Raw genomic sequence first — 23,723 nt, 5'->3', positions numbered from 1 at the left:
TTCCTTAAACGCGCTTGCGGTAGACGGTGTCGAGCCAGACCGCGATCACCAGGACGGCACCGACGACGACGCTCTGAAGCGGTGAATCGATGCCGAGCAGCACCATGCCGGACTGCAGCGACTGCATCAGAAGCGCGCCCAGCATGGCGCCGAGCACTGTGCCGGAGCCGCCGGCCAGCGATGTACCGCCGATGACGGCTGCGGCGATGACCAGCAACTCGTCCAGCGTACCCAGCGCATTGGTCGACGCATTGAGGCGGGCCGATGCAATCGCCGCGCTGATTGCGGCCAGCACGCCCATGATCATGAACACCTTCATCGTCACCCAGCGCGTGTTGATGCCGGCGAGCTCCGCCGCTTCCGGATTGCCGCCGATGGCAAAGACATAGCGGCCAAAACGCGTACGCTTGGTAATGAATGTCATGACGATGCCGACTGCGACCGCGATCAGCACCGGTATGGCGATGCCATGGGCGATGAACAGTCCGCCTTCGGGGACGGTGATGCCGCTCCGCTGGGCGTATTGGCGAACGATGCCGACCGGCCAGGGATAGGAATTGGCGATCCAGACGGCGCCGAGGATGGCGGCGCAGGCGACAACACCAAGCAAGCTCTCCGCCCAGACGGGGCGCAGCGGAAATTTGAACCGCTTGCGTTGCGACCGGCCGTTGAGCAGCATGAAGGCGACGGCCATACAGGCCAGAATGCCGACGATCCAGCTTGCGGTTGCGCCGATCGAGCCACGCGGCCCGCCCCCCATGAGCTGGAAGGTGGCGTCGAGCGGCGCGACGGTGCGCCCGCTGGTCATCAGCCACGCCATGCCGCGCCAGATCAGCAAGCCGCCCAGCGTCACAATGAAAGCCGGAACCTCGAGATAGGCGATGATGAAGCCCTGGAGCGCGCCGATCATAAGGCCGAGCACCACGCCGGCAGCCAGTGCGATGATCCATATCCAGGGATTTCCAACCTGAAATCCCAAGACGCGGATGAGGAATTCGGCCTGGGCGACGCCCATCACCATGCCGATCACGCCTTCGACGGAGCCGACCGAGAGATCGATGTTGCGCATCACGATGACAAGAACCATGCCGGTCGCCATGATCGCGACCGACGAGGTCTGCACCGATAAGTTCCAGAGGTTGCGCGGCGTGAGGAAAAGTCCGCCCGATAGGATGTGAATTCCAACCCAGATGACCAGCAGCGCGCCGACCATGCCGAGCATGCGTATATCGAGTTCGGTTGCCTTGAGGAACCGCCCGACTGCGCTGAGCTCGGATTCACGCGCCCGGTCTTCGGCCGTGTTGGCCACCGGTGAGTTGGATGCCGTGTCGGTCATGATGTCCTCCGACCGGGTTGCCGTCTGGCGCGGATGCCGGAACAGGATGCTATTTGCTTTCCACGGTCATTTAAAGCGGAAGTCATTTGAAGCGGAAAGCCTCTCGAAAAACGCCGCGGCCTGACAGCCGCGGCGTTCGTTTCCTTGCGAAGTTGTCCAGATCAGTTGCAGGCCGCAACGCTGCCCGCGGCGACGCCCGCACAGACTTCGTCCTTCTTGATCCAGCCGGCGTCGATGACGACGTTGAGATTGTCCTTGGTGATGGCAATTGGTGTCAGGAACAGCGACTTGACGGCATTGCCGCCCGGCGTGGTGAAGTCCTTGACGCCCGCAATGTCGGTCATCTGCTTGCCGTCTGCCAACTGCGAGGCGATCTCGGCAGCGTTCTTGCCGAGCTCGCGCGCGTCCTTCCACACCGATACGGTCTGTGTGCCGAGCGCGATGCGGTTCAGCGCCGCATGATCGCCGTCCTGACCCGATACCGGGACGGATCCGGCCAGGCCTTGGGCCGTCAGTGCCGCGACGACGCCGCCGGCGGTGCCGTCATTGGCGGCAACCACCGCGTCGACCTTGTTGTCGTTGGCGGTCAGAAACTGTTCCATGTTCTTCTGGGCATTGGCGGGAAGCCAGCCGTCCGTGTAGGCCTCGCCGACATTTTTGATCTTGCCGCTGTCGATGGCATCCTTGAGCACTTCCATGGAGCCGGCGAACAGGAAATCGGCATTCGGATCAGCGCCGGAGCCCTTGATGAAGACGTAGTTGCCCTCCGGTTTCACCTTGAACACTTCGCGGGCCTGCATGCGGCCGACTTCCTGGTTGTCGAAAGTCAGGTAGAACACGTCCTTGTTCTCGATCAGCCGGTCATAGCCGACGACCGGAATGCCTTCGTCCAGCGCCTTCTGCACCGCCGGCCCGATGGCCGAGGCATCCTGCGCCAGGATGATCAGCGCATTGGCGCCCTGCGAGATCAGGCTTTCGACATCGGTCAGCTGCTTGCCGGGATTGGACTGCGCATCGGCGGAAATATACTTGTCGCCGGCGGCCTCGATCGCCGCCTTCATGGCGGCTTCGTCGGTCTTCCAACGCTCTTCCTGGAAATTCGACCACGAAACGCCAATGACCTTGTCCTTGGCCTGTGCGACCGATGCGAGCGTCAGCGACATGGCGACCCCCGCCAGAATGGCGGCTGTGAATCTTTTCATGATATTCCTCCCTGCACCGCGTGCGGCGCGACCAGACTGACCCGAGGGCCGGCATAAAGGCTCCTATTTTTTCGAGCCTCGAAAAAACACTGATCCAACGCCGAAGCGCTGTCAACATCAATTCTGATGGATTTTGATGGCTTTCCGGCTTTTTTTCGAGCCTCGGAATAAACCGTGACAGCGGCTTCTGCTTCTGCCACTATTTGTCCGACATTATCGACGGCTTCCGATTTATGAGTCGCCGCGGTGACAGGGAGGAAGCAGCAGAATGTCGGTTGGAATCCGTCATGACGATTTGCGCCGCCGCAACCGGGCGATGGTGATTTCGGCCGTACGCCGGGCCGGCCAACCATCGCGGACCGAGATCGCGGCAACCACCGGCCTCAGCCATTCGACCATATCGGCGATCTGTTCAGACCTGATCCAGGAAAGCATCCTGACCGAGAGCAGAGCGAGCGAGGCCGTTTCGCTGAAACGCGGCCGGCCGCAGGTCGGCCTCGGCCTCAATCCGGAAGCGGCAGCGGTGTTGGCCGTCGTGTTGTCGCTGAATTTCCTGTCGGTCGCCGTCATCGATTATGCCGGACAAGTGGTCGCCGAGGAACAGCGCCGGCTGGACACGCTGACCATGTCGCGCGACGAGCTGATCGGCGAATGTGTCGCCATCGTCCGGCGACGGCTCGAAGATCCCGACCTCGACGTCCAAAGCGTCGCCCGCATCGCACTGGCGATCCAGGGCATTACCGATTCGCATGCGCGCGCCATGTTGTGGTCGCCGATCACGCCGCAAACGAACATCGCTTTCGCCGACATTCTTGAACGCGAATTCGGCATCCCGGCCATCATGGAGAACGACTGCAACATGATGGCCGTGGCGCTGCGCTGGCGCGACCCGGATCGCTACCGCAACGATTTCATCGCCATCCTGCTCTCACACGGCATCGGTATGGGGCTGGTGCTGAAGGGCGAACTGTTCACCGGCACCCATTCTTCAGGCGGCGAATTCGGGCACATGATCCATCGGCCGGGCGGCGCGCTTTGCCGGTGCGGACGGCGCGGCTGCGTCGAAGCCTATGCCGGTAACTACGCCATCTGGCGCAATGCAAGGCAACTGAGCGAGAATGCCGAACCGGTCGCCGATGTCAGCGATGCCGACATGCGGGCACTGGCGGCCCGGGCGCGCGAGACGGACGGACCGGAGCGCGAAGCCTACCGTAAGGCCGGCGAAGCGCTCGGCTTCGGGCTAGGCAGCCTGTTTGCGCTGATCGATCCGGCGCCGGTCGCCATGGTCGGCGTCAGTGCTGCCGCCTTCGACCTGATCGAGCCGGCCCTGCGCGAGGCCATCGCCCAGACCGCCGGCGGCCAGCATTCGGGTTCCATTTCCTTCGACACCGAGCCGAACGAATTGCCGCTGATCCGCGAAGGCTGCGCCATGCAGGCGCTGAATTTCGTCGACCAGGAGATTTTCGCGCCGGGCGCGCAAGGAAAGTCCGGCACGATCAGGAAGGACGTAGCCTGAGTTCGAAAGGCAAGGAAAAAAGGCGGATTGCGGCTTGGGATGTGTCGAGTTTCAGGTCAGGCCGCGCCGGAGTCGAAGACGGGCGCGAAACAACCAAACCGGTGGCTTCCGAGAACCAGAACGGAGCGTAACGTTTAAGTACGTGCCGGAAGCGCAGGAAATCGCCATTCGCGGGCCGGCATCACCTGGAGTATCAGCCTAGTCTTCCCTGATCGCATAGCCCGCGCCGCGGATGGTGCGGATGACATCGGGCATGCGACCATTGTTGACCGCCTTGCGCAACCGCCCGACATGGACGTCCACCGTGCGCTCGTCGATGTAGATCGTCTCGCCCCAAACATTGTCGAGCAATTGGCTGCGCGAGAAGACCCGACCGGGGTGCCGCATCATGAATTCGAGCAGCCGGAATTCGGTCGGCCCGAGCCGGATCTCGCTCTTCTTGCGGTAGACCCTGTGCGATTCGCGATCGAGCATGATGTCGCCGACCTTCAGCACGCTGGACAGCACTTCCGGCTTGGCGCGGCGCAGCAGCGCCTTGACCCGGGCCATGAATTCCGGTGTCGAGAACGGCTTGACCAGATAGTCGTCGGCCCCGGTCGAGAGCCCGCGCACCCGGTCGCTCTCCTCGCCGCGCGCGGTCAGCATGATGATCGGCAACCGCTCGGTTTCGGGACGCACCCGAAGACGCCGGCAAAGCTCGATGCCGGAAACCGCCGGCACCATCCAGTCGAGCACCAGAAGATCGGGTACGTTTTCCTGCAGCCGGATTTCGGCCTCGTCGCCGCGTGTCACCACCTCGACCTGATAGCCTTCGGATTCCAGATTGTAGCGGAGGAGGACGCCCAGCGGCTCTTCATCCTCCACCACCATGATGCGCGGCGCGATCATCGATCGGTCACCCCCGTCATGTCGCCGGCGCCGTCGTCGTTTCGTCGAGCTTCGGGCGATCCGCCGGCAACTGCTGCCCGGTCACGACATAGTAGGCGTTTTCGGCGATGTTGGTTACATGATCGCCAATACGCTCGAGATTCTTGGCGCAGAACAGAAGATGCGTGCAGGCGGTGATGTTGCGAGGATCCTCCATCATGTAGGTCAGGAGCTCGCGAAAAACCGCCGTGTATTTGACATCGACCTTCTCGTCGGCTGCGCGCAGTTCCTTCAACGCGTTGGCGTTTCGCGACACGTAGTGCTCGACCACGCCGCGGAGCTGTTCGAGAACGAGATCCGCCATTGCGTCGATACCGTGCGAGAGATTACGCGGCGTGGCGCTCTGTCCGACTGCGCTGACCCGCTTGGCTATGTTCTTGGCCAGGTCGCCGATGCGCTCCAGATCGCCGGCCATGCGGATTGCGCCAACCACGGCGCGCAGGTCTTGTGCCATCGGCTGCCGCTTGGCGATCAGTGTGATCGCGCTGTCGTCGAGTTCGCGCTGCCGGGCATCCATGATGGCATCGTCCGAAACGACGCGCTGCGCCATCGCATTGTCTGACGCGAGCAATGCGCGGATCGACGCAGCTACCATCGCGGCGGCAAGCTCGTCCATGTCACGGATCAGCCTGTCGATGTGTTCCAATTCCTCGTCGAAGGAGGCGACGGTATGTTCACCCATGATGCTGTCCTCGTGTTCGAATTCGCCGCCGGACCGCTCAGCCGAACCGGCCGGTGATGTAGTCCTGGGTGCGCTTGTCGTCGGGGTTGGTGAACATCTTGTCGGTCGCGCCCTCCTCGACCAGATAGCCGAGATGGAACATCGCCGTTCGCTGCGACACGCGCGCTGCCTGCTGCATCGAATGGGTAACGATGACGATCGTGTAGTTCTGACGCAGCTCGTCGATCAGCTCCTCGACGCGGGCGGTGGCGATCGGATCGAGCGCTGAGCAGGGCTCGTCCATCAGGATCACTTCCGGCGACACCGCGATGGCGCGCGCGATGCACAGGCGCTGCTGCTGTCCGCCGGAAAGGCCGGTGCCCGACTCGAGCAAGCGATCCTTGACCTCGTTGAACAGGCCGGCCTTCTTCAGGCTCGATTCGACGATGCCGTCCAACTCCGCCTTGCTCCTGGCCAGACCGTGAATGCGCGGACCGTAGGCGACGTTTTCGTAGATCGACTTCGGAAACGGGTTCGGCTTCTGGAACACCATGCCGACGCGAGCTCGCAGCTCGACGACATCGATTTTCGGGTCGTAGACATCCTCGTTGTCGAGCGTGATCTTGCCGCTCACCCGCGCGATGTCGATCGTGTCGTTCATTCGGTTCAGGCAACGCAGAAAGGTCGACTTGCCGCAACCCGATGGGCCGATCAACGCCGTCACCTGGTTCTCGCGGACATCGAGATCCACGTCGAACAGAGCGCGCTTCTCGCCGTAGTGAACAGAGACCTTTTCGCCCTTCATCTTGATCGAAGGTTCGTTGGTTCCGCTACTCAGTTTCTGTTCGACGCTGGCTTCCGTCATGATGTTCATATCCTCTAACTCCTTACCAGCGCCGCTCGAAGCGCCTGCGCAGTATCACCGCGATGGCATTCATGATGACCAAAAACACCAGCAAAATCAAAATCGCCGCCGAAGTCTTCTGCTGGAATCCAGCTTCCGGGAAATCGGCCCACATGAATATCTGCACCGGCAGGATCGTCGCGGGATCGGTGAACCCGCCGGGAATGTCGACGATGAAGGCGACCATGCCGATCATCAGCAACGGCGCGGTTTCGCCCAGCGCATGCGCCATTCCAAGGATGGTGCCGGTCATGATACCCGGCATCGCCAGCGGCAGGACGTGATGGAATACGGTCTGTACCTTGGACGCTCCGATGCCAAGCGCGGCCTCGCGGATCGACGGTGGCACGGCGCGCAGTGAAGCGCGTGAGGCGATAATGATGATCGGCAGCGTCATCAGCGCCAGCACCATGCCGCCGACCACCGGGGCCGAGCGCGGCAGGCCGAAGAAATTCAGGAATACGGCCAGTCCAAGCAGGCCGAAGACGATCGAGGGCACCGCCGCCAGATTGTTGATATTCACTTCGATGATCGTCGTCAGCCGGTTCTTGGGTGCAAATTCCTCAAGATAGATCGCCGCCGAAACGCCGATCGGGAAGGCGATGGCGAGCGTCACGATCATGGTCAGGAACGATCCGACGACCGCGCCCCAGACACCGGCCAGTTCCGGCTCGCGGCTTGCGCCGGTGAAGAAGAAGATCGAGTTGAACCGGCTTTCGATCAGGCCGGCGCTCTTCAGCGTATCGAGCCAGACGATCGTCTTGTCCGAAATCTTTCGCGATGCTTCCGGCGTATTGATGACGCGCAGGAATGCCTGGCCGCTCGCGGCGGGCGCCATGCTGTCGAGCGCCTTGATCACGGTGCCCTTTGCGATCGCCGTCCCGTTCGCCCCAGGCGACAGCGCGGTCAGCTTGACCGTGCCGCCATTGAACGCGACCAGCAGCGACGACGCGCCGCTCGTCAGCGTGAGCATGCCGTTTTCGCCCTCGGTCGCACCATGGCCGCGCGCCAGCGCCAGCATGGCATCGTCGCCGAAGGTCAGATCGATGTCGCCGCTGGTTTGCGAAGGTGTGACGCTTGTTGGAATTGCTTCGTCAGAACCGACGTCGGCAAGCAAACCCTTGAGATAAAGATCGGCAAAATCGTCAAGTGGGACCGCATAGTCCACCGTTTTTCCGAGCATCCCCGGATCAGCAGCGATATCTTTGCGCAGGAACACGCCTGTGCCCGTGGAAATCAACCCGCGCAGCAGGCGCTTGTCCTGACGGCTCGTCACATCCGGAAATTTTGCCGTAAGCGCTTCCTGGGCGATGGCGTCGTAATTGACGGCATCGAGTTTCGCCGGGTCGACCTTGGCCGCCGAAAGATCGATCGGCAGCGTCAGATAATTCTGCCGCAGCGCCGGAATCGCCTGCGTGACGATCGTCGACAGGAGCAGCACAAGGAAGAGGCCGGCCAACGCGACGGCTGCGGCGCCAAGCCATTTGAACCACGTTTCCGTGCGGTAACGGCCCTTCAGCCGCGCCTTCGCGGCATCGTCGGTATGAATGCTGACGGGGCGTCCGACGACGCCGAATGACGAGATCGCATCAGTCATATTGCTCTCGGTACTTCTGGACGACGCGCAAAGCGACGATGTTGAGGGAAAGCGTGATGCAGAACAGCACCAGGCCGAGCGCAAAGGCTGCAAGCGTCTTGGCGCTGTCGAACTCCTGATCGCCCACAAGCAGCGTCACGATCTGCACCGTCACGGTGGTGACGGCTTCGAGCGGGTTCGCCGTGAGATTAGCTGCCAGCCCCGCCGCCATGACCACGATCATGGTTTCACCGATTGCGCGGCTGACGGCGAGCAGCATCGCCGAAACGATACCCGGAAGGGCCGCCGGAAGGATCACCTTTCGGATGGTTTCAGACTTGGTCGCGCCGAGGCCGGCGGAACCGTCCCTCAGCGATTGCGGAACGGCGTTGATCACATCATCGGAAAGCGAGGAAACGAAGGGAATGATCATGATGCCCATGACCACGCCTGCGGCGAGCGCGGATTCTGACGCGACGTTGAGGCCGAGGCTTTCGCCCAGACCACGGAAGTAGGGTGCAACCGTCAGCGCGGCGAAGAAGCCATAGACGACAGTCGGAATGCCGGCGAGGATTTCCAGTACCGGCTTTGCGACCGCGCGGACGCTTTTGGAAGCGTAATCCGAAAGATAGATCGCAGCCATCAGCCCGATGGGCGCAGCTACCAGCATGGCAATGAAGGTGATGAGCAACGTGCCGGCAAACAGCGGCACCATGCCAAAAATGTCCTGGTTAACCGCTCCGGCTTCCGCTCCGGCACCGGTGAAGGCGCTCTGCGGCGACCAATGCGTGCCGAACAGGAACTTATAGAGCGGCACCTGTTGGAAGAACCGCAGGGATTCGAAGATAAGCGACAGGACGATACCGATCGTCGTCAGGATCGCGACCGCCGAACAGGCGATCAAGAATGCGCGAAGAACGCGCTCGACCACGTGGCGCGCCCGGTAGGCCTGTGCGATGCGCGAATAGGCCCAGTAAAATCCGGACGCCAACAGGATGAGCGCGATACCCCAGATGATCCAGGTGCTGGTCGCATGAATCGATTTGTAGACGGCCGCGGCCGCCTCTTTCGTGGGATCGGCGAAGCCGACAAGCCCGCCAAAGGCCATCGCGCGAGCGTCGCGGATGAAAGCTTCGACTTGCGGAATGCCCATTCCCGACAACTCGGCGGAGAAGCGGTCGGCGATGATCGACGATTCAATTCCCGGCGTCACCATCGACCACAAAACGATCGCAAGCAGCGCGGGACCGGCAGCAAAAAGCGCCAGGAACATGCCATGCTGGCCTGGCAGCGAATGCAGCCGCGCGACGTCGCCATTGACACTGGCAATAGCGCGTGTGCGGCCTATCCAATAGGCCGCAGCAGCCAAAACTAACAGAAGAACAACGAGATAACCGACCATGATTTTAGGACGTCCCCTCGACCGCCGGCCATCCACCGGCTCAAAGCACGGGACGTTGGTCCCGCGCTTTGTGCTTTAGAGCTTGAGGGTCAGAGCGGATATTTGCCCGGACCCCCGAAAAAAATCAGGAGCCCATGCCCTTCAGGGCCTTGGCGTTTTCGGCCCACGTGGCGCGCTCGGCGTCCGGCAGCGGGATCAGGCCCTTGTCGGCCAGATAACCCTCAGGACCCCATGCACCCTCCGAGGTATACTCGGCGATGAACTCTTGCATGCCGGGGATGACGCCGACATGCTCTTTCTTGGCATAGATGTAGAGCGAGCGGGAAACGCCGTACTTGCCGGATGCGATGTTCTCGAAGGTCGGCTCGACGCCGTCGACCTTGTGGCCCTGCAGCTTGTCGGCGTTCTGGTCAAGGAACGAGAAACCAAAGATGCCGAAGGCATTGGGGTTGGCTTCCAGCTTCTGGACGATCAGATTGTCGTTTTCGCCGGCCTCGACAAAAGCGCCGTCTTCGCGGATTTCGCCGCAGCCCTTTTCATTAGCCGCCTTCACTTCTTCCTGGCAGGCCGCGTCCATGACGAGTTCAACGAACGCGTCGCGCGTGCCGGACGTGGGCGGCGGGCCGAGCACCTCGATCTTTGTCGCGGGAAGCGACGCATCGACATCCGACCAGTTCTTGTAGGGATTGGGGACGACCTTACCGTCAACTGCGACGTTCTTGGCGAGCGCCTTGAAAACCTGTTCCTTGGTCAGATCGACGACAGTCCCTGCCTTCGAGTTGGCGAGCACGATGCCGTCGAAGCCGACCTTGATCTCGACCGGCGTCACGCCGTTGGCCTTGCAGGTTTTAAGTTCGCTGTCCTTGATGGCGCGCGAGGCGTTGGTGAAGTCGGCGGTATTTTCGCCGACCCCCTGGCAAAACAGCTTCATGCCGCCGCCGGTGCCGGTCGATTCAACGACCGGGGTCTTGATCTGGCCGCTCTGGCCGAGCTTTTCGGCGACAGCCGTGGTGAAAGGGAACACTGTGGACGAACCCACGATCTGGATCTGGTCGCGCGCGGCGGCATAACCAGCCGACGCGGCGAGCGCAAGCGCCGCGGCCGACGCCGTAAGGAGGAATTTCTTCATGTGGCCTGCTCCTGTTCGGAAGATGGTCTCTCGGCGCCTTCCTTCGGCGCCCGCTGAGGCCAATAGCCCCCGATTATTACAGTCTCATGACAGTTTGATGTCAGCCCGGTAACGCCGCACAGCCATACCGAAAAGGTAGTGTTGCGCGTCTCGCTGACGCAGCCGTGGTTTGCCGCTGGAATCAGCAGCTTGCACGATTTCCAGCCGCCATCCCTGCTCGACAGGCACTGCAAATGGCGTCGAAAAAGAAAATCCGGGCGGGAGCGCGTTGCATGCGGCCAAAGGAGGTCATGGCCGCGCCATCGCCGAAACAGGTCCGTTGGGGTAAATCTGACCCTGTTTCTTGCCGGCGGTCGCTGCTCCCGCCCGTAACTGGAGGAGCGGAACTCGAATATGCCTATTGTCCCAACCGGCGCGCGCTTTGGTATGGTGCGATCGCACCATAGTCTTGCTCCCCAGCGCGTCGCCGAATCTCGACTGAGCTATACAGCCTGACGGGATTCCTATACGCGTTGCGCTGGATTTCTCTGTCCGCACCGGGCCCGCGCCCGACGTTTCGAGCAAGGCTCTGGGGCTCATGACTTGGGCAGCTGGCCGTCCATGCCCGCATCCTGGCGTCGTTTCGCAAGCTCCTTTCGGTGCGTGCGCGGTGACGTCGACGATCGGGACGCTATCGCGGTATTCCGACGTTGTCGGCGGAACCGAAGCCGCGATATAAATCCTGTAAGGGTATTGCCGATGTTGGGACGGATCCTGCCTTTTTTCCTGTGCCCGATGCTGGCATTCGGGAGCGGCTGTTCGCGCAGCTATGACGGCAGCGTCATCATTCCAAGGCCGCTCGATGTCCGGCGATTCTGGGACAGGCAGCTGCAAGCCGAACAGCCGCAGCTGCAAACCGATGTGTTTCCTGCGGCGCCCGAAATGGAAAGCGCGGTGACCCGCAGAACCAGCATCCCCGCCGCGCCGAGAAGGCGCATTACCAGGGTCTCCAACGATCGGCCGGCGCCGTCATCCGAACCAGCAAAACCGCTCACCTGCAAAAACGTCAGCCAACCTGGAAAGCGCGTCCGCATGGTCTGCGAATAGCGGGTCAGTTTTCTGGGAAAAAAGCCGGCCCGACTATCCTTACCGGCCGCGTTTCGGTCAATCTTTCGATCGACTGATGTTGGGCGACGCCTTTGGCTTCCGCATTGAGAGCCGTGTCATCCGGAGCTTTGGCCTCGAGCCCCGGAATTTCCGCAACGGCGGCCACATCCGGCTTTGTCGACGGCAACGGAATGATGGCGTTGGCCATGTTGGCCGGCGTTACCGTCCGTGCCCTTAGTTCGGCGACACGCTTGTTGTAACGCTTGACGTCACACGCCGCGAATTTGGCGTCGTCCCGGTACCTGAAAGCGGTCGCGAGCTCCGTATAGGGTCTTCGCGTTTCGATAGCGACCATTTCTTCGGTCTCGCGGCTGGGATCTTCCAGCGTGTAGAGGTCGACGGCGGCATCCTCGCAAATGTAGCGGCACTGATCGACAGTTTCCTTCAGATCGTCTCTTTTGGCGAACTGCGATTTTGGCGCAGGGAAGAAATATCCGTCCGACAGGCGCACACAAAACAGCATCGGACCGCCAGCATAGTTCGCGCCAGCGGACCGGTTTTTGGGCGCCGAGCGCTGTTGCGCTTGCTGCGGCTGCTCTTTCCGTTCCTGTCTCTCCTCCCTCTTGGCCTTCGCGCAGCCCAGAGCGGCGAACCTGGCCCGTAGACCAGATGTATTCCGGCTCGAATTCGATGCGGCTGCGATCCGGCGTTGCACCTCCGCCTTGCTCCTGACGAGATCGGCACAGGGGTTGAAAAAGAAACCGACCAGCGAACTTTTGGCCGAGCATTGGCGCTGTTTCTCCAACCTCTGGATCGCAACAAGCTGCCGGCGAAACTGCGCAAGCTGCGGGCTCGACCCGCCGCGATCGGCCGAACGCATCTGGCTTCTGATCGCACTGCAACTATCTGCGTATGAAGAGGAAGTGCCGAGAGTAAATGCCGTAACCAATACCAGCATAAGAAACATGCCAGACCAGAAGCGTATCACCGGAACGACCATTGCCCTTGTCTCCGCCGAGAACCTGAAGCCGCATTCTTTGTTGATCGTGAATAAGGCTTTCCTAAATGAGGTTTACCTAATCCCAGCAAGACCGCGGTTTCCAGAAGCTTTAATACTAGTGTATTATATGTACTCTCGTAAATTCAATATTGCACTTTTGTTTCAAGATTGAGACGAACTCAAAAACAACGCCAGCTCACCCGCGCCACTGCCGGAAGTTTGACCTGAATGCGGGTTTCGGGACTCCTCGATCGATCGGTGAATCGCCGATCAATCCGGCGTTACCGGTGTTCCGCACTGAAACCTTTGTCCCCGCTACGGCGTTGAACTGGCCGAGCATGCCGTTGGGCGCGCAAAGGACGCTGTAATTTTTTGATTTGGCGCATGATTTCTTCCGATTTCAGGACCATGCGCTGGACGGTCATAGGAGACGCACATGTCGGTTCACTTCACTGTCTCGGGCCTGACCAGAAATCTGTTTCATTCGCTTGGATTGGATCATGAGCGCGCGCCGGGACCTCTCAGCCCCGAGCAAAGTCTTTTGCTGGAATGCTATCTGGCCGGCCAGATTCCAGAATCGGCCTGGAGCGACTACGTCTTTGAGACGCCGGAGTTGGCACGCCATGTCAACGCGAGACGCGGGCAACACTGAGGTCTGGTGAACAGAGCGGTTGGCGTTGCCGTGAAACGATAAACCGTTCTAGGCCCGAGAGGCTTTTGCTTGGAGTGACCCCGGTTACTGTTTGGGCGAGCCGAATCGCAGAGTGAAGACATTGCCCGCAATCCCTTGGGCGAGCGCCGGCGAAAAGCTTAGTGGCAAGCAGCGTTGCACGGCGGCGATCGCGGCATCGACAAAGGATTGCCGTGCCTTCGCGTCGCCGGTCACATGGATGGCAGTCGGCTTGGGCGGCCCGATCAGCGTTCCGTTGCGCTTGAAGCTGAAGCTCAATGTGACGGTTGCATTTCCGGCATCCGCCGGCGGGGTCCAGCACGCCTGGATCGCAGCTCCGACATCGTCCATGGTGTTGAGCGATGCGGCATTCGATTGACAGGTGACGCCTGCCAATATTGCGCCCGCAATCGCCGACAGTCTTGCGGCGCGTTTCCCAGCAGCGCGTTTCATTGCAAGTCCTCGTCCTCCGCCTTGCCCGCACAGCGACATGGTACGGACAATGCAGGCAATGACAATATGTTTTGCAAGAGCTTGAAATTTTGCAAGAGCTTGATGCCGCTGACAATCGCGAAATCAGACCGCAGTTTCCCAGAACCATAGCCTTTGAAAGCAAAAAGGCCGGCGCATGGCCGACCTTTCCTCCCACCTCGACGCGCGCCAGTACATCCGTGGTCACGAAATTGGAGGTGAATTGCCGACCAATAGATAGGGCTTTGGTTAACAAATCCTTAACTAGCTGGTCGCCGACGCATTCTGACCAATCCGATCTGCGTTTTCGTCACGAATGCAGAAAGTCGTTTTTAAAAGCAGCACAGACTCTTAATCGTTGTGCACCAACATGTTGGCGCGTGAGACATATCTAAGTAACTATTGTGTCCTGGAAGTCGATTTATGGCCGTACTTGGCGCCCTCCCTCCCGACGTTCTCTGTCGACCAATTCGTGAAGCTGATTGGGAAGGAGTGGTCGACTGCCTCTGCCGGGGCTTTCCGGAGCGTGACCGGAGTTACTGGACACAGGCGCTGACCCGTTTGTCGCAACGGCCTGCCGTCGCCGATTTCCCACAATACGGCCTGGCTTTGGAGAAGGCTGGTCGGATCGTCGGCGTTGTGCTGACCCTTTATACCCGTTATCGCGGGCAGGAAGGCGACGAGATCCGCTGCAATCTCTCAAGCTGGTCCGTCGACGCGGAATCCCGTCCCTATGGCGCCAAATTGGTGACGACGATCCTTAAGCAAAGGGACGTGACCTACACGAACATTTCGCCGGCGCCTGCGACATTGAAGGCTAACTGGGCGCTCGGCTTTCGCCCCTTTTCCACCGGACAATTCGCCTTCTTGCCGGCTTTGAATTCGGTGCCGCGGTCATATCGCGTGCTAGAGGTTCGTCCCGACCTTGCGGAAATGGCGATGCTGCCCGACAGCGAGAGATACATACTTTCGGAACACTCCGCATTGGGTTGCCTGTCATTGATTTGCATCTGCGACGGAGTGGCGTTCCCTTTCGTGTTGATGCCGCGCCGAATATTGCGCGGTCTTGTCCCGTGCTATCAGGTCATCTATTGCCGCTCCCTCGAGGATTTGAGCCGTTGCGCCGGTGCTATGGGGCGCTTTCTCTTGCGAAGTGGCATCCTGCTTTGCGTCGTCGACGCCAAGGAGCCGATTGCAGGTCTGTTCGGGCGGTACCGCCACAACAGCGGGCTGAAATATTTTAAGGGCCCCAGACCACCCTCGCTTGGCGATCTGACGTTCACCGAGCTGGTGGTATTCGGTCCCTGAACGACAAGCGCAACAACGTGTTGGTCTCTGGCGATGCCGAAAGCGAACCCCCGCCTCAGGGCGAGGATCCGACCTTGTAAAAACGACGATCCGCTACTGAACGGGGGCGGGCTGAGCCGGTGGCGGGGTTGCGGGGGTCGGCGTCATCGTGTCGGCTGGAGGTGGCGGCAGTTGCCCAGCGGTCGTCGTTCCTCCCGATTGAGTTTGGTCACACGCCGCCAGGGCAGCAAGCGCCAGACTGAACGCGGCGAATAAGGGTAGTTTGCGGGTCATTTACAGTCCCTTCCATGGACGCCACCCGCGCGGCCTCATCATCGGGATCGAGGTCTCCAGGTCAACCTCGCTTCTTCATCGATGCTTCAAACATTCTTACGTCCAGTAAGGCAGCCGGCCTTCGGCCTCGCTTAGGTCGGCCAGTGGCGAAAATCTGACAATGGCATCCGGTGCGGAACACCTGTTCCGATCGCGCAAGCCGTCATACTGTCTGCACAGTCGGCACATGCTGGAGGACAACGGCTGGCTAGTCGGGCTGCCTTATGGCGGCGCCCGCGTAATGGCTGCCCAACAGCCAGAAGACAGGCGGAAACTTTTCCTGCAAAGCATCTCGAACATCGAAACGGGCACTCGCGACGAGCTGAAACGGGTTGCGGTTGAGATTGCATCCACCGGCAAGAACGCCCCAGAGCCGGTTGGACCGATCCTGCAGCCTTCTCCGCCAGCCGGCATTCGCCTGCCCGTGTTCGAGAAAGATCAGCCGCCCGCCAGGCTTCAAGATGCGCCGGATCTCCGCCAGCGCGGCTCCGGGGTGCGGAATGGTGCAGAAGGCATAAGCGACAACAACCGTGTCGGCGAAACCATCCGCCAACGGTATGCTTTCACCGCAAGCCTGCAGGCATTCGAGTTCGAGGGGCAAGGCGTGGCCCTGCCGTTTCGCCAAGGCGAGCATGGCGCCGTCGGGGTCGACGCCGACGAGCCGCCGGACTTTGGCCGTATCGTAGTAGGGCAGGTTCAGGCCTGATCCGAAGCCGACTTCCACCACAACGCCCTTCGCCAGCGGCACCATGCGCTGCCGCATGCGCGAAAAGGCGTTTGCCGAACAGCCGGCGTTGACGACGTAAGGAGCTAGGCGTCGTCCGTACCAGGAGAGACAGGACCGGCACATGGCTCAGCCTCCTGTATTGCGGGTGCTGACACGGCCGAGGAAATCGTCGACAACCGGCCCGATCGTCTCGACATCGAGAAAGGCCGTCACATGGTTCTTGCCCGCAAGCGGCAGGAATTCGCCTCCGGTCAGTTCTGCGAACTTTCGGGCGGCATCGCATCGGGGATCGAGCGTGCCGCTGATCGCCAGCACTGGTATGCCAAATCTAGCAAAGGCTGCAGCGAAATCAGGTCTATCCCTGGCAAGGCTTGCCTGAACGGCGGCGAGATCATTACCACGGATGCGCCGGCAGCTGTCCGGCGAAAGGTCAGGGGCCAATTGCTTCAGGAGAGCGAGCCACGTCTCGAAGTTATCCTCAAGCATGGCTCGCAAGGGGATCAGGTCCTCCGCGAATGGATGTGCGCCGTTGACGATCAGTGCGGTGACGCGGTCCGGGTGATACGAGGCAGTGGCCAGCGCGATGACGCCGCCCATCGAATATCCCATGAGCGCGGCACGGCGAATGCCGGCATGGTCGAGGACGGCAACGATATCCGCCGCCCGCCTGCGGCCCGAATAGGCAGCCGGATCGTGTGGCTTCCCGCTCCGGCCATGGCCGCGGCAATCGACGAGGATCAGCCGCCGTTCGCGCTGCAGGAATTGCTCGACATAACCGGCCTCATGCCAGGACTCATGGCTTTCGGTCATGCCGTGTAGCAGCACGAGCGGCTCGCCGTGGCCGCGGTCTTCATAAGCTATCGGGACGCCGTCCTCGGCAACTGCCTCGGAAAGACCGTGAGAGGTGGAAGTATTGACCCGTGGCATTTCTCGCTCCAGAAACTCTTCGGGCGTGACCGGCCCGGTGTCGAAGCAATAGGCGGCCGGCGTCCCCTCAACGTCCCCTGCCTGTATATTTATCGCGTGCGGATCGATGGAGCGATTGACGTTTCGGCTTTTGGGCTTTCCGGAATTCCGTATGAACGGGCGGCGGGTGGAGCTTGCCCTACGCAGGGCAGCCGCGCTCCTCATCTTTCTTGCCGAGGCCGGCAGACCCGTCGCGCGCGAGACCGCGGCCACACTGCTATGGCCCGAAGCCGACGAAGAGACTGCTCGGGCGCGGCTTCGGCGTACCCTTTACAAGATCCGAGTCGCCTTTGGCAGCGAGCTCGTCGCTGCGAACGCAAGCTCCCTCAGCCTGCACCCGGCGCTTTCGGTCGAGATTGACTCCAAGGCTTTCGAGTACGCCTGCGACCGCGGCCCTCTTGAAACGGCGACCAACACTTACACGAGCGATTTTCTTGCGGGCTTCTCCCTACCGGATTGTCAGGAATTCGAGGAATGGGCGTTCTTCAGGCGCGAGGCCTTGCGTAGCCGCCTGACACAGGCGTTGGAGCGCCTGATCGAAACTCAGGTTGCCGCCGGAGAGGCCCGCACTGCGGTTGTGCATGCGACGCGTCTGGTGGGACTGGATCCGTTAAGCGAAAGCGCGCACCGCCATCTGATCCGCGCAAACCTGGCGGCCGGCGACAGGGCGGCAGCCGAGCGCCAGCTCGAAGCATGCGCCCGGCACTTGCGAGATGAGCTTGGCGTGCCCCTTGACCCTGCTACCGTCGCCTTGTTGCAAGAGCCGAGCAAAGCCACTGAGACGCCGCGAACGCACTATGTTGAAGTGGAAGGTATCCACCTCGCCTACCAGACCGTCGGCAATGGTCCGCCGGATATCGTGCTCGTTCCGGGCTTCGTTTCGCATGTGGAGCGTATCTGGGAAGACAGCCGCTGTCGTTCGTGGATCGCGGCGGTTTCGCGTATCGGCCGCGTGATCCTGTTCGACCGGCGCGGCGTCGGCCTTTCCGACCGCGTCGGAGCGCGTCCAACCGTCGATGCGACCGCAAGGGACATATTGGCGGTGATGGACGCGGCCGGGAGCCGCCGCGCTCTGCTCGTCGGGACTTCAGAGGGCGGACCCGGCTGCATCCGCTTTGCGGTCGACCGTCCCGATCGCCTGGTCGGGCTCGTTCTCTGGGGCTCCCTGGCCAAAGGCAGCCATGCGCCGGACTACCCCTTCGCCTTGACCGCCGAGCAATATGACCTCTGGAAGCGACGCCTGGTCGCCAACTGGGGTGGACCGGCCGAGATCGAGACCTTTGCCCCAAGCCTCGTCGGAGACCGCCAGGCGGAAGCCTGGTGGGCCGGGTTGCTGAGGGCCGCCTCCAGCCCAGGCGCTGTGACGGGCGTGCTCGAAGCGCTGCGCGACACCGACGTCCGCCATCTGCTTGCAAGTGTCTCGGTCCCGACACTGGTGCTGCATCGCTCGGGCGATCGCGCGGTCCGCTCGGAGGCGGGTCGTTCCCTTGCTACGAAGATACCTGGAGCGCGGTTCGTGGAGGTCGCCGGCGACGACCACTGGTTCTGGGTCGGTGACCAGAACGCGCTCCTCCGCAGCATCGCGGAGCTGGCGAGACACGACCGCTGATTGCTCGGCTTGCGCACACTCAGGCATCGGGCAGCACATCCAACGGCCAGCCTGGATGTCGGCGCAACCAAGCCGCGCCGTACGGCAAAGTTCCACCCTGAGCCGGCTTACGACTCCGGTACCAAGCGTCGGACTTTGACCCCTGGAAGCAACCGTTAGAGCGAATGCCTCACGCCTCGGCCTGCGACTTCACATAGGCGATGTAGCCGCGCACGTCGCCGGCAGGCTCGGCATAGGCCTTGCCGAGCTTCTTCTCGATCGCTGCCATGTAGTCTTTTGCCCATTGGGGCAGCGCGTAGTCGATGACGGCCAGGAATTCGAGCGTCGCTGCCAGGCGGATGTCGGCGATCGATGGGTTCTTGCCGCCGATGAACGGCTTGCCGTTCCTGAAGAAGCTATGAAAGACCTCCAGCGGCTCGGCGATCGCGGCCGCCGCGGCCTTCTGGGCTTCCGATTTCCTGTCGGGGTGGGCATCGCTGTGGCCGACCTCGCCGGCATATTGCGGGAAGTTCAGCGCAGGATAGGTGGCGCGCGCCACATAGGGGTAGAGCGTGCCGATCAGGTAGAACATGGCGCTGTCGACCATCGCCCGCTTGGCCGGCGCCTTCGGGTAAAATTTCTCCAGCCTGTGCTTGTTGGCGAGATACTGCATGATGGCGCAGCTCTCCCACAAGACGCCTCTCGGCAAGCCCTTGTCCTCGATCATCGGCGTCAAATGGGCGGGGTTTCGCGCCATGTATTCCGGCGTGCGCGTGTGGCCCCAGGCGTCGATCTCGGAATGGTCGAGCCCGGCCGCGCGGGCAAACACCCGAACGCTCATATTGTTTACGCTCGGCTTCAGCATGCTGAGCGTCAGCCCGCTTTTCCCGGCCTTCGCCGATTTCGCCTTTGCCTTCGGCGCGGATTGTTTGGCGGAAGTTTTGGCTGCGGATTTAGCGGCGGCTTTCGGTGCCGAGTTGGCGGAAGCTTTCGACGCCTTGGCCGCAGGCTTTGTCGCGGCCTTGGCGGCTGGTTTCGTGGCGGCCTTGGCAGCCGGCTTCTTCGCACTCTTCGTTGTCGTCTTTGCCATTATAGTCCTCCCTCGGGGTTGGCTGTCGTCAGTATGGATTTTTCGGCGCCCGGTCCTCCGACAAGGTAGTGCGCGAGCGCTCGACCAGCGCCTGGATCGCATCGGCGAGATGCACTTCGGCGATTGCGTAGTCGCCGCGCGCGACGCGAAGCTTGTGCGCCTGCATCAGCACGTCGGCATGGGTGAAGCCCACCGGCGGCTCGAAACGGTAGGAGGCGAGTTCGATCAGCAGGCCGAGCGGATCCTCGAAATAGATCGAATCCATAAAGCCGCGATCCTTGACGCCGCTATGCTTGATGCCACGCTCATCGAGGCGGGAAACCGCCTGCAGGAAGGTGACGCGCGACACCGCAAAGGCGATGTGATGGACGCAGCCCGGATCGGTCGGCGTGCGCCGTTTCTCCGGCGTGCGGCTCTCATCGGTGAAGACGGTGATCAGCCGACCGTCACCCGGATCGAAATAGAGGTGGCTTTCGCTTGCCTTGTCGAGATTGGGCTGCTCGAAGATGAAGGGCATGCCAAGCACGCCTTCCCAGAAGTCGATGGAGATCTGACGCCCGGCGCCGACCAGCGTGATGTGATGGACACCCTGCGATTGCAGTTTCTGCATTGGTCCTCTCTCCCAGGCAGCCGGACGACCTCGTGTTCACTTCGTCCCCCGGTACCGCTCGCGGTTGTGCTGCCTTGTGCCTAGCACGAGGATTATCAGGAGATGCTAAATCAACCGGCGACGAAGTGCCAGGAGCCAGGCCACACATCGGGACGCGGCATCGTCGAGGTTCGCACGCAGCCAACACTCCATAATAAGCTTCGGTTGGCGTCGAAAAAAGGTCAAACCCGGTGTTTCCGCTTTCACGACCGTGGCTCCCCTGTGCAGACGGTAGCTAAGCGCTGCGATCCCTTAGGCCGCCTCAAGCTCCATGACCCTCTGAGCCGCCTTCGCGATAAAGCCGGACCGGGTATAACCGTGCGCCTCAGCAAAGGCGTCAATTCGGCTCAGAACATCCTCAGGGAGCGTGACGTTCACGCGGACAACTTTCTTGGCCCCGGTTTTCACCGCAACCAAGATTGCGACGCCGTCTCGATTATTGGCGTTGGCCATGACCTCTTCCAAGCTGGAAGGCTCTGGAATGGCTTCGCCATCTTCCACAAGCCCTTCGATGTGAAAGGCAAGGGCCTCCTCAGCCATAGCACGAGCGTCGTCTAGATCGGTGCCGGCGGTGACAACGCCGGGAAAATCAGGAAAGGATACACCGAAGTCGCTGTCGGTATCCTTATGGATCAATCCGATATACTGCTTCATTGTATCTACCTCAGCTTTAGACCAGATTGACGTTCAATGCTCCGTAAGGTCCCCAAAGGAATATCCTTTTTGGGGTGCGGAACTGTGACCCTACCGGCTTTCTTCTTGTGTTTGAATTGTGCATGGCTGCCTCTTCGAGCAACTTCATACCAACCATCAACGTCTAGGGCTTTGATCACGTCTGCACTTTTCATGTGTATAAATACACACTAGTTGCGAAAAATGCAACAAAAAAGTGAACGTCCGTCTTTCGACTAGCTGTGTCTGATCAACGGCTAGCATTCTTCCGAGTAGGGTCCCGACATTTATCGCATACGCGGGGCCTATGGAAATTGCTCACGGATGCGTCCAGCGCCTCCGGACCTTCAGGTTCGCCATCATTCGCGGCCGCTCACGGCCGTTTATTCGACTAATATTCGAGTGCTTGATTTTCTTGGTACGCCCAAGGGGAATCGAACCCCTGTTCCCGCCGTGAGAGGGCGGTGTCCTGACCGCTAGACGATGGGCGCGTTCAAGAACCGGCGATATAGGCTGACGGCCGAGAAAAAGCAACGGGGCTTCGGACAATCAGTTGCGCCGGGGAATTGTCGGTCGCAAGCCTATCGTTTTGGCTGGATCAGATCCCAGAGATTTCCGTGGAGATCGGCGAAAACCGCCACCGTGCCATAGGGCTCAACGCGGGGTGCCTCACGGAATTCGACGCCCTTATCGAGCATTGCCGCGTGGTCGCGGACGAAATCGTCGGTTTCGAGAAACAAAAAGACCCGGCCGCCGGTCTGGTTGCCGATGCTACCCCTTTGCGCATCATCGGCCGCTTCTGCCAGAAGCAGCCGCGCGCCTTGTCCGTCTGCCGGCGCTACCGTGACCCAGCGCTTGCCGCCGCCGAGATCGACGTCCTCGGTGAGCGAGAAGCCTAGCTTGCCGACATACCAGGCGATCGCCTCGTCGTAGTTGGCGACGACAAGCGCCACGGTGGCAACGCGGCGATGTTCCGCAAACCCAGTCATTTGTTGCGGATCGAAAAGCGACCGATAATGCGGCGCTCGGTGATATCGTAGACAAAAATGGCGCGGCTGCCGTCGGCAAGCTCCGCGTCGATGGAGACGCGATTGCCGGAGAGCGACTGGCTGATTACCCTGGCGCCGACCGGCAGCACGATGTCGCCGGTCAGCGGCTCGCCTGCCGGCACCTGGATATCGCCGGCCAGCGGCGGTGTGGCTGGCGGCGGCGCGGTGCGCGTTTTGTAGACAAGGGCCGCGATCACCACCATAAGGGCAAGGAACAGCAGGCCGAGATTGATGGCGACGAAGCGGACCAGCTTCTTGCGCACCTTTTCGACTTCGGGGTCGAGCGGCTTTTCCTCGTCTTCGTCGGCAGCAGCCATGGCAAAACATTCCGGAACTTTTTTCGATGAGCGCTCATAACGAAGAGGCCCCCATATTGATAGAGGATGGATCGATGGAGGGCGGATCGCCAAACGGGGGATCGACCGTGCTGGAAGCGGGTCCCGATGCGGCCGGCCAGCGCCTCGACCAATGGCTGGCGGGCAAGCTCGGACCGGACATGTCGCGTAGCCGGGTGCAGATGCTGATCCGGCAGGGCGCCGTCAAGATCGGCGGCCAGCCGGTCGACGAGACCAAGCGCAAGATGGCGGCCGGTGACCGCGTGTCGGTCGACATGCCGGAGCCGGAGCCGGCGGAGCCGCAAGGCGAGAACATCCCGCTCGAAGTTCTCTATGAAGACAATGAATTGATCGTCATCAACAAGCCGGCGGGGCTGGTCGTCCATCCCGGTGCCGGCAACTGGACCGGCACGCTGGTCAACGCGTTGATCCACCATTGCGGCGACAGCCTTTCCGGCATCGGCGGTGTGCGGCGACCGGGCATCGTCCACCGCCTGGACAAGGAGACCAGCGGCGTCATTGTCGTCGCCAAGACCGATCGCGCCCACAAGTCACTGTCGGAGGCCTTTGCCGATCATGGCCTGACCGGCGATCTCAAACGCGCCTATCTGGCTTTGGTCTGGGGCATACCGACGAGACCGACAGGTACGGTCGACGAGCCGCTTGGCCGCGCCGCCGACCGCGTACGCCGTGCGGTGGTGCCGGAGGGCCGCGACGATGCCCGCCACGCCGTCACTCATTTCACCGTGATCGAGCGCTTTGGCGAGCAGCAAAAGGAATTTGCCACCGCAAGTCTGATCGAATGCCGGCTCGAGACCGGCCGCACCCATCAGATCCGCGTTCACATGGCTCATATCGGCCATCCGGTCGTCGGCGATCCCGATTACGGCCAGGCCTTTCGCACCAAGGCGAACCGGCTTCCCGAGCCGCTGAAGGGCCGCGTGAAGGCATTTCCGCGACAGGCATTGCATGCCCGCCTTCTTGAATTTCGGCATCCGGCTACCCATCTAACGATGAGGTTCGAGGCGCCGGTACCGAGGGACATGGAGGAACTCGTCGGCGGTTTTCGCAAACTCTGAACCACCTTCCGCCCGTTCAAAACCTGATTGGCAAAAACCTGACCGGCGTTGTTCACTTTGGTGTGACA

General features: G+C 61.2%; 24 protein-coding genes and 1 tRNA gene. 6 read left to right on the top strand and 19 right to left on the bottom strand.

Going from position 1 to position 23,723, the window contains the following annotated elements:
- Positions 1-4: 4 nt before the first annotated feature.
- Together ABID19_RS21080 and xylF are read right to left on the bottom strand one after the other, a co-directional pair.
- Positions 5-1,336, bottom strand: coding sequence for a sugar ABC transporter permease (locus ABID19_RS21080; protein ID WP_354492898.1), 1,332 nt, complete (start codon positions 1,334-1,336; stop codon positions 5-7).
- 161 nt (positions 1,337-1,497) lie between these two features.
- A complete protein-coding gene (gene xylF, locus ABID19_RS21075; protein WP_354492897.1) occupies positions 1,498-2,538 on the bottom strand; it encodes a D-xylose ABC transporter substrate-binding protein in 1,041 nt (346 codons plus the stop codon).
- Between the two features lie 268 nt (positions 2,539-2,806).
- Between xylF and ABID19_RS21070 the strand changes: the two genes are divergently transcribed.
- On the top strand, positions 2,807-4,054 hold the full coding sequence (locus ABID19_RS21070) for an ROK family protein (RefSeq protein WP_354492896.1): 1,248 nt from the start codon (positions 2,807-2,809) through the stop codon (positions 4,052-4,054).
- A gap of 198 nt (positions 4,055-4,252) precedes the next feature.
- Here ABID19_RS21070 and phoB read toward each other — a convergent pair whose 3' ends face one another.
- The 7 genes from phoB to ABID19_RS21035 all read right to left on the bottom strand — a co-directional run bounded on the left by phoB (position 4,253) and on the right by ABID19_RS21035 (position 12,262).
- Complete coding sequence (gene phoB / locus ABID19_RS21065; protein ID WP_031254097.1) at positions 4,253-4,942, bottom strand: phosphate regulon transcriptional regulator PhoB; 690 nt, start codon at positions 4,940-4,942, stop codon at positions 4,253-4,255.
- A gap of 16 nt (positions 4,943-4,958) precedes the next feature.
- A complete protein-coding gene (phoU, locus tag ABID19_RS21060; RefSeq protein WP_354492895.1) occupies positions 4,959-5,663 on the bottom strand; it encodes a phosphate signaling complex protein PhoU in 705 nt (234 codons plus the stop codon).
- Positions 5,664-5,700: 37 nt separating this feature from the next.
- Positions 5,701-6,516 carry a phosphate ABC transporter ATP-binding protein PstB gene (pstB, locus tag ABID19_RS21055; RefSeq protein WP_095487180.1) on the bottom strand — a complete coding sequence of 272 codons (816 nt, stop codon included), beginning with the start codon at positions 6,514-6,516 and terminating at the stop codon, positions 5,701-5,703.
- A 13-nt stretch (positions 6,517-6,529) separates the two neighbouring features.
- Entirely contained in the window at positions 6,530-8,143 is a 1,614-nt protein-coding gene (gene pstA, locus ABID19_RS21050) for a phosphate ABC transporter permease PstA (protein WP_354492894.1), read from the bottom strand.
- The gene (gene pstC / locus ABID19_RS21045; RefSeq protein ID WP_354492893.1) at positions 8,136-9,524 is read right to left on the bottom strand and encodes a phosphate ABC transporter permease subunit PstC; all 1,389 of its coding nucleotides are present in this window, start codon (positions 9,522-9,524) and stop codon (positions 8,136-8,138) included. Before pstC ends, pstA begins: the two co-directional genes overlap by 8 nt.
- Before the next feature lie 124 nt (positions 9,525-9,648).
- Positions 9,649-10,653 carry a PstS family phosphate ABC transporter substrate-binding protein gene (locus tag ABID19_RS21040; protein ID WP_354492892.1) on the bottom strand — a complete coding sequence of 335 codons (1,005 nt, stop codon included), beginning with the start codon at positions 10,651-10,653 and terminating at the stop codon, positions 9,649-9,651.
- Positions 10,654-11,743: 1,090 nt separating this feature from the next.
- Positions 11,744-12,262: a DUF2865 domain-containing protein gene (locus ABID19_RS21035; protein WP_354492891.1), complete on the bottom strand. Its 519-nt coding sequence runs from the start codon at positions 12,260-12,262 to the stop codon at positions 11,744-11,746.
- Positions 12,263-12,488: 226 nt separating this feature from the next.
- Between ABID19_RS21035 and ABID19_RS21030 the strand changes: the two genes are divergently transcribed.
- Together ABID19_RS21030 and ABID19_RS21025 are read left to right on the top strand one after the other, a co-directional pair.
- Positions 12,489-12,911 carry a hypothetical protein gene (locus ABID19_RS21030; RefSeq protein ID WP_354492890.1) on the top strand — a complete coding sequence of 141 codons (423 nt, stop codon included), beginning with the start codon at positions 12,489-12,491 and terminating at the stop codon, positions 12,909-12,911.
- A 264-nt stretch (positions 12,912-13,175) separates the two neighbouring features.
- Entirely contained in the window at positions 13,176-13,391 is a 216-nt protein-coding gene (locus tag ABID19_RS21025) for a hypothetical protein (protein ID WP_354492889.1), read from the top strand.
- Between the two features lie 84 nt (positions 13,392-13,475).
- Here the strand turns inward: ABID19_RS21025 and ABID19_RS21020 are convergent, their stop codons facing one another.
- Positions 13,476-13,862, bottom strand: a complete 387-nt coding sequence (locus tag ABID19_RS21020; protein WP_354492888.1) for a hypothetical protein — start codon at positions 13,860-13,862, stop codon at positions 13,476-13,478.
- Positions 13,863-14,303: 441 nt separating this feature from the next.
- On the opposite strand from ABID19_RS21020, the gene ABID19_RS21015 reads away from it, so the two are divergent.
- On the top strand, positions 14,304-15,188 hold the full coding sequence (locus tag ABID19_RS21015) for a hypothetical protein (RefSeq protein WP_354492887.1): 885 nt from the start codon (positions 14,304-14,306) through the stop codon (positions 15,186-15,188).
- 520 nt (positions 15,189-15,708) lie between these two features.
- On the opposite strand, the gene ABID19_RS21010 is transcribed toward ABID19_RS21015, so the two are convergent.
- Both ABID19_RS21010 and ABID19_RS21005 read right to left on the bottom strand, forming a co-directional pair.
- Positions 15,709-16,350 (bottom strand): class I SAM-dependent methyltransferase, encoded by a 642-nt coding sequence (locus tag ABID19_RS21010; protein WP_354492886.1) that lies wholly within the window; start codon positions 16,348-16,350, stop codon positions 15,709-15,711.
- Positions 16,351-16,353: 3 nt separating this feature from the next.
- On the bottom strand, positions 16,354-17,154 hold the full coding sequence (locus ABID19_RS21005) for an alpha/beta fold hydrolase (protein WP_354492885.1): 801 nt from the start codon (positions 17,152-17,154) through the stop codon (positions 16,354-16,356).
- A gap of 106 nt (positions 17,155-17,260) precedes the next feature.
- On the opposite strand from ABID19_RS21005, the gene ABID19_RS21000 reads away from it, so the two are divergent.
- Positions 17,261-18,802, top strand: coding sequence for a bifunctional AfsR/SARP family transcriptional regulator/alpha/beta hydrolase (locus tag ABID19_RS21000; protein ID WP_354492884.1), 1,542 nt, complete (start codon positions 17,261-17,263; stop codon positions 18,800-18,802).
- Positions 18,803-18,971: 169 nt separating this feature from the next.
- Here the strand turns inward: ABID19_RS21000 and ABID19_RS20995 are convergent, their stop codons facing one another.
- The 7 genes from ABID19_RS20995 to ABID19_RS20965 all read right to left on the bottom strand — a co-directional run bounded on the left by ABID19_RS20995 (position 18,972) and on the right by ABID19_RS20965 (position 22,558).
- A complete protein-coding gene (locus ABID19_RS20995; protein ID WP_354492883.1) occupies positions 18,972-19,871 on the bottom strand; it encodes a glutathione S-transferase family protein in 900 nt (299 codons plus the stop codon).
- 28 nt (positions 19,872-19,899) lie between these two features.
- Positions 19,900-20,481, bottom strand: coding sequence for a VOC family protein (locus ABID19_RS20990; protein WP_354492882.1), 582 nt, complete (start codon positions 20,479-20,481; stop codon positions 19,900-19,902).
- Between the two features lie 291 nt (positions 20,482-20,772).
- The gene (locus ABID19_RS20985; RefSeq protein ID WP_354492881.1) at positions 20,773-21,174 is read right to left on the bottom strand and encodes a type II toxin-antitoxin system HicB family antitoxin; all 402 of its coding nucleotides are present in this window, start codon (positions 21,172-21,174) and stop codon (positions 20,773-20,775) included.
- Between the two features lie 5 nt (positions 21,175-21,179).
- Positions 21,180-21,368, bottom strand: a complete 189-nt coding sequence (locus ABID19_RS20980) for a type II toxin-antitoxin system HicA family toxin (protein ID WP_354492880.1) — start codon at positions 21,366-21,368, stop codon at positions 21,180-21,182.
- A gap of 240 nt (positions 21,369-21,608) precedes the next feature.
- A tRNA-Glu gene (locus ABID19_RS20975) sits at positions 21,609-21,683 on the bottom strand.
- Positions 21,684-21,773: 90 nt separating this feature from the next.
- Entirely contained in the window at positions 21,774-22,181 is a 408-nt protein-coding gene (locus tag ABID19_RS20970; protein ID WP_354492879.1) for a VOC family protein, read from the bottom strand.
- Positions 22,178-22,558, bottom strand: coding sequence for a fimbrial protein (locus ABID19_RS20965; protein ID WP_354492878.1), 381 nt, complete (start codon positions 22,556-22,558; stop codon positions 22,178-22,180). The genes ABID19_RS20970 and ABID19_RS20965 overlap by 4 nt, the downstream gene beginning before the upstream one ends.
- A gap of 26 nt (positions 22,559-22,584) precedes the next feature.
- Between ABID19_RS20965 and ABID19_RS20960 the strand changes: the two genes are divergently transcribed.
- Positions 22,585-23,655 carry an RluA family pseudouridine synthase gene (locus ABID19_RS20960; RefSeq protein WP_354492877.1) on the top strand — a complete coding sequence of 357 codons (1,071 nt, stop codon included), beginning with the start codon at positions 22,585-22,587 and terminating at the stop codon, positions 23,653-23,655.
- Positions 23,656-23,723: the final 68 nt, after the last annotated feature.

This window comes from Mesorhizobium robiniae (genome assembly GCF_040545535.1).
Taxonomy (GTDB): Bacteria; Pseudomonadota; Alphaproteobacteria; order Rhizobiales; family Rhizobiaceae; genus Mesorhizobium; species Mesorhizobium robiniae.
The sequence above is the reverse complement of the archived record's forward strand: the minus strand, read 5'-3'. Positions and strand labels throughout refer to the sequence as shown.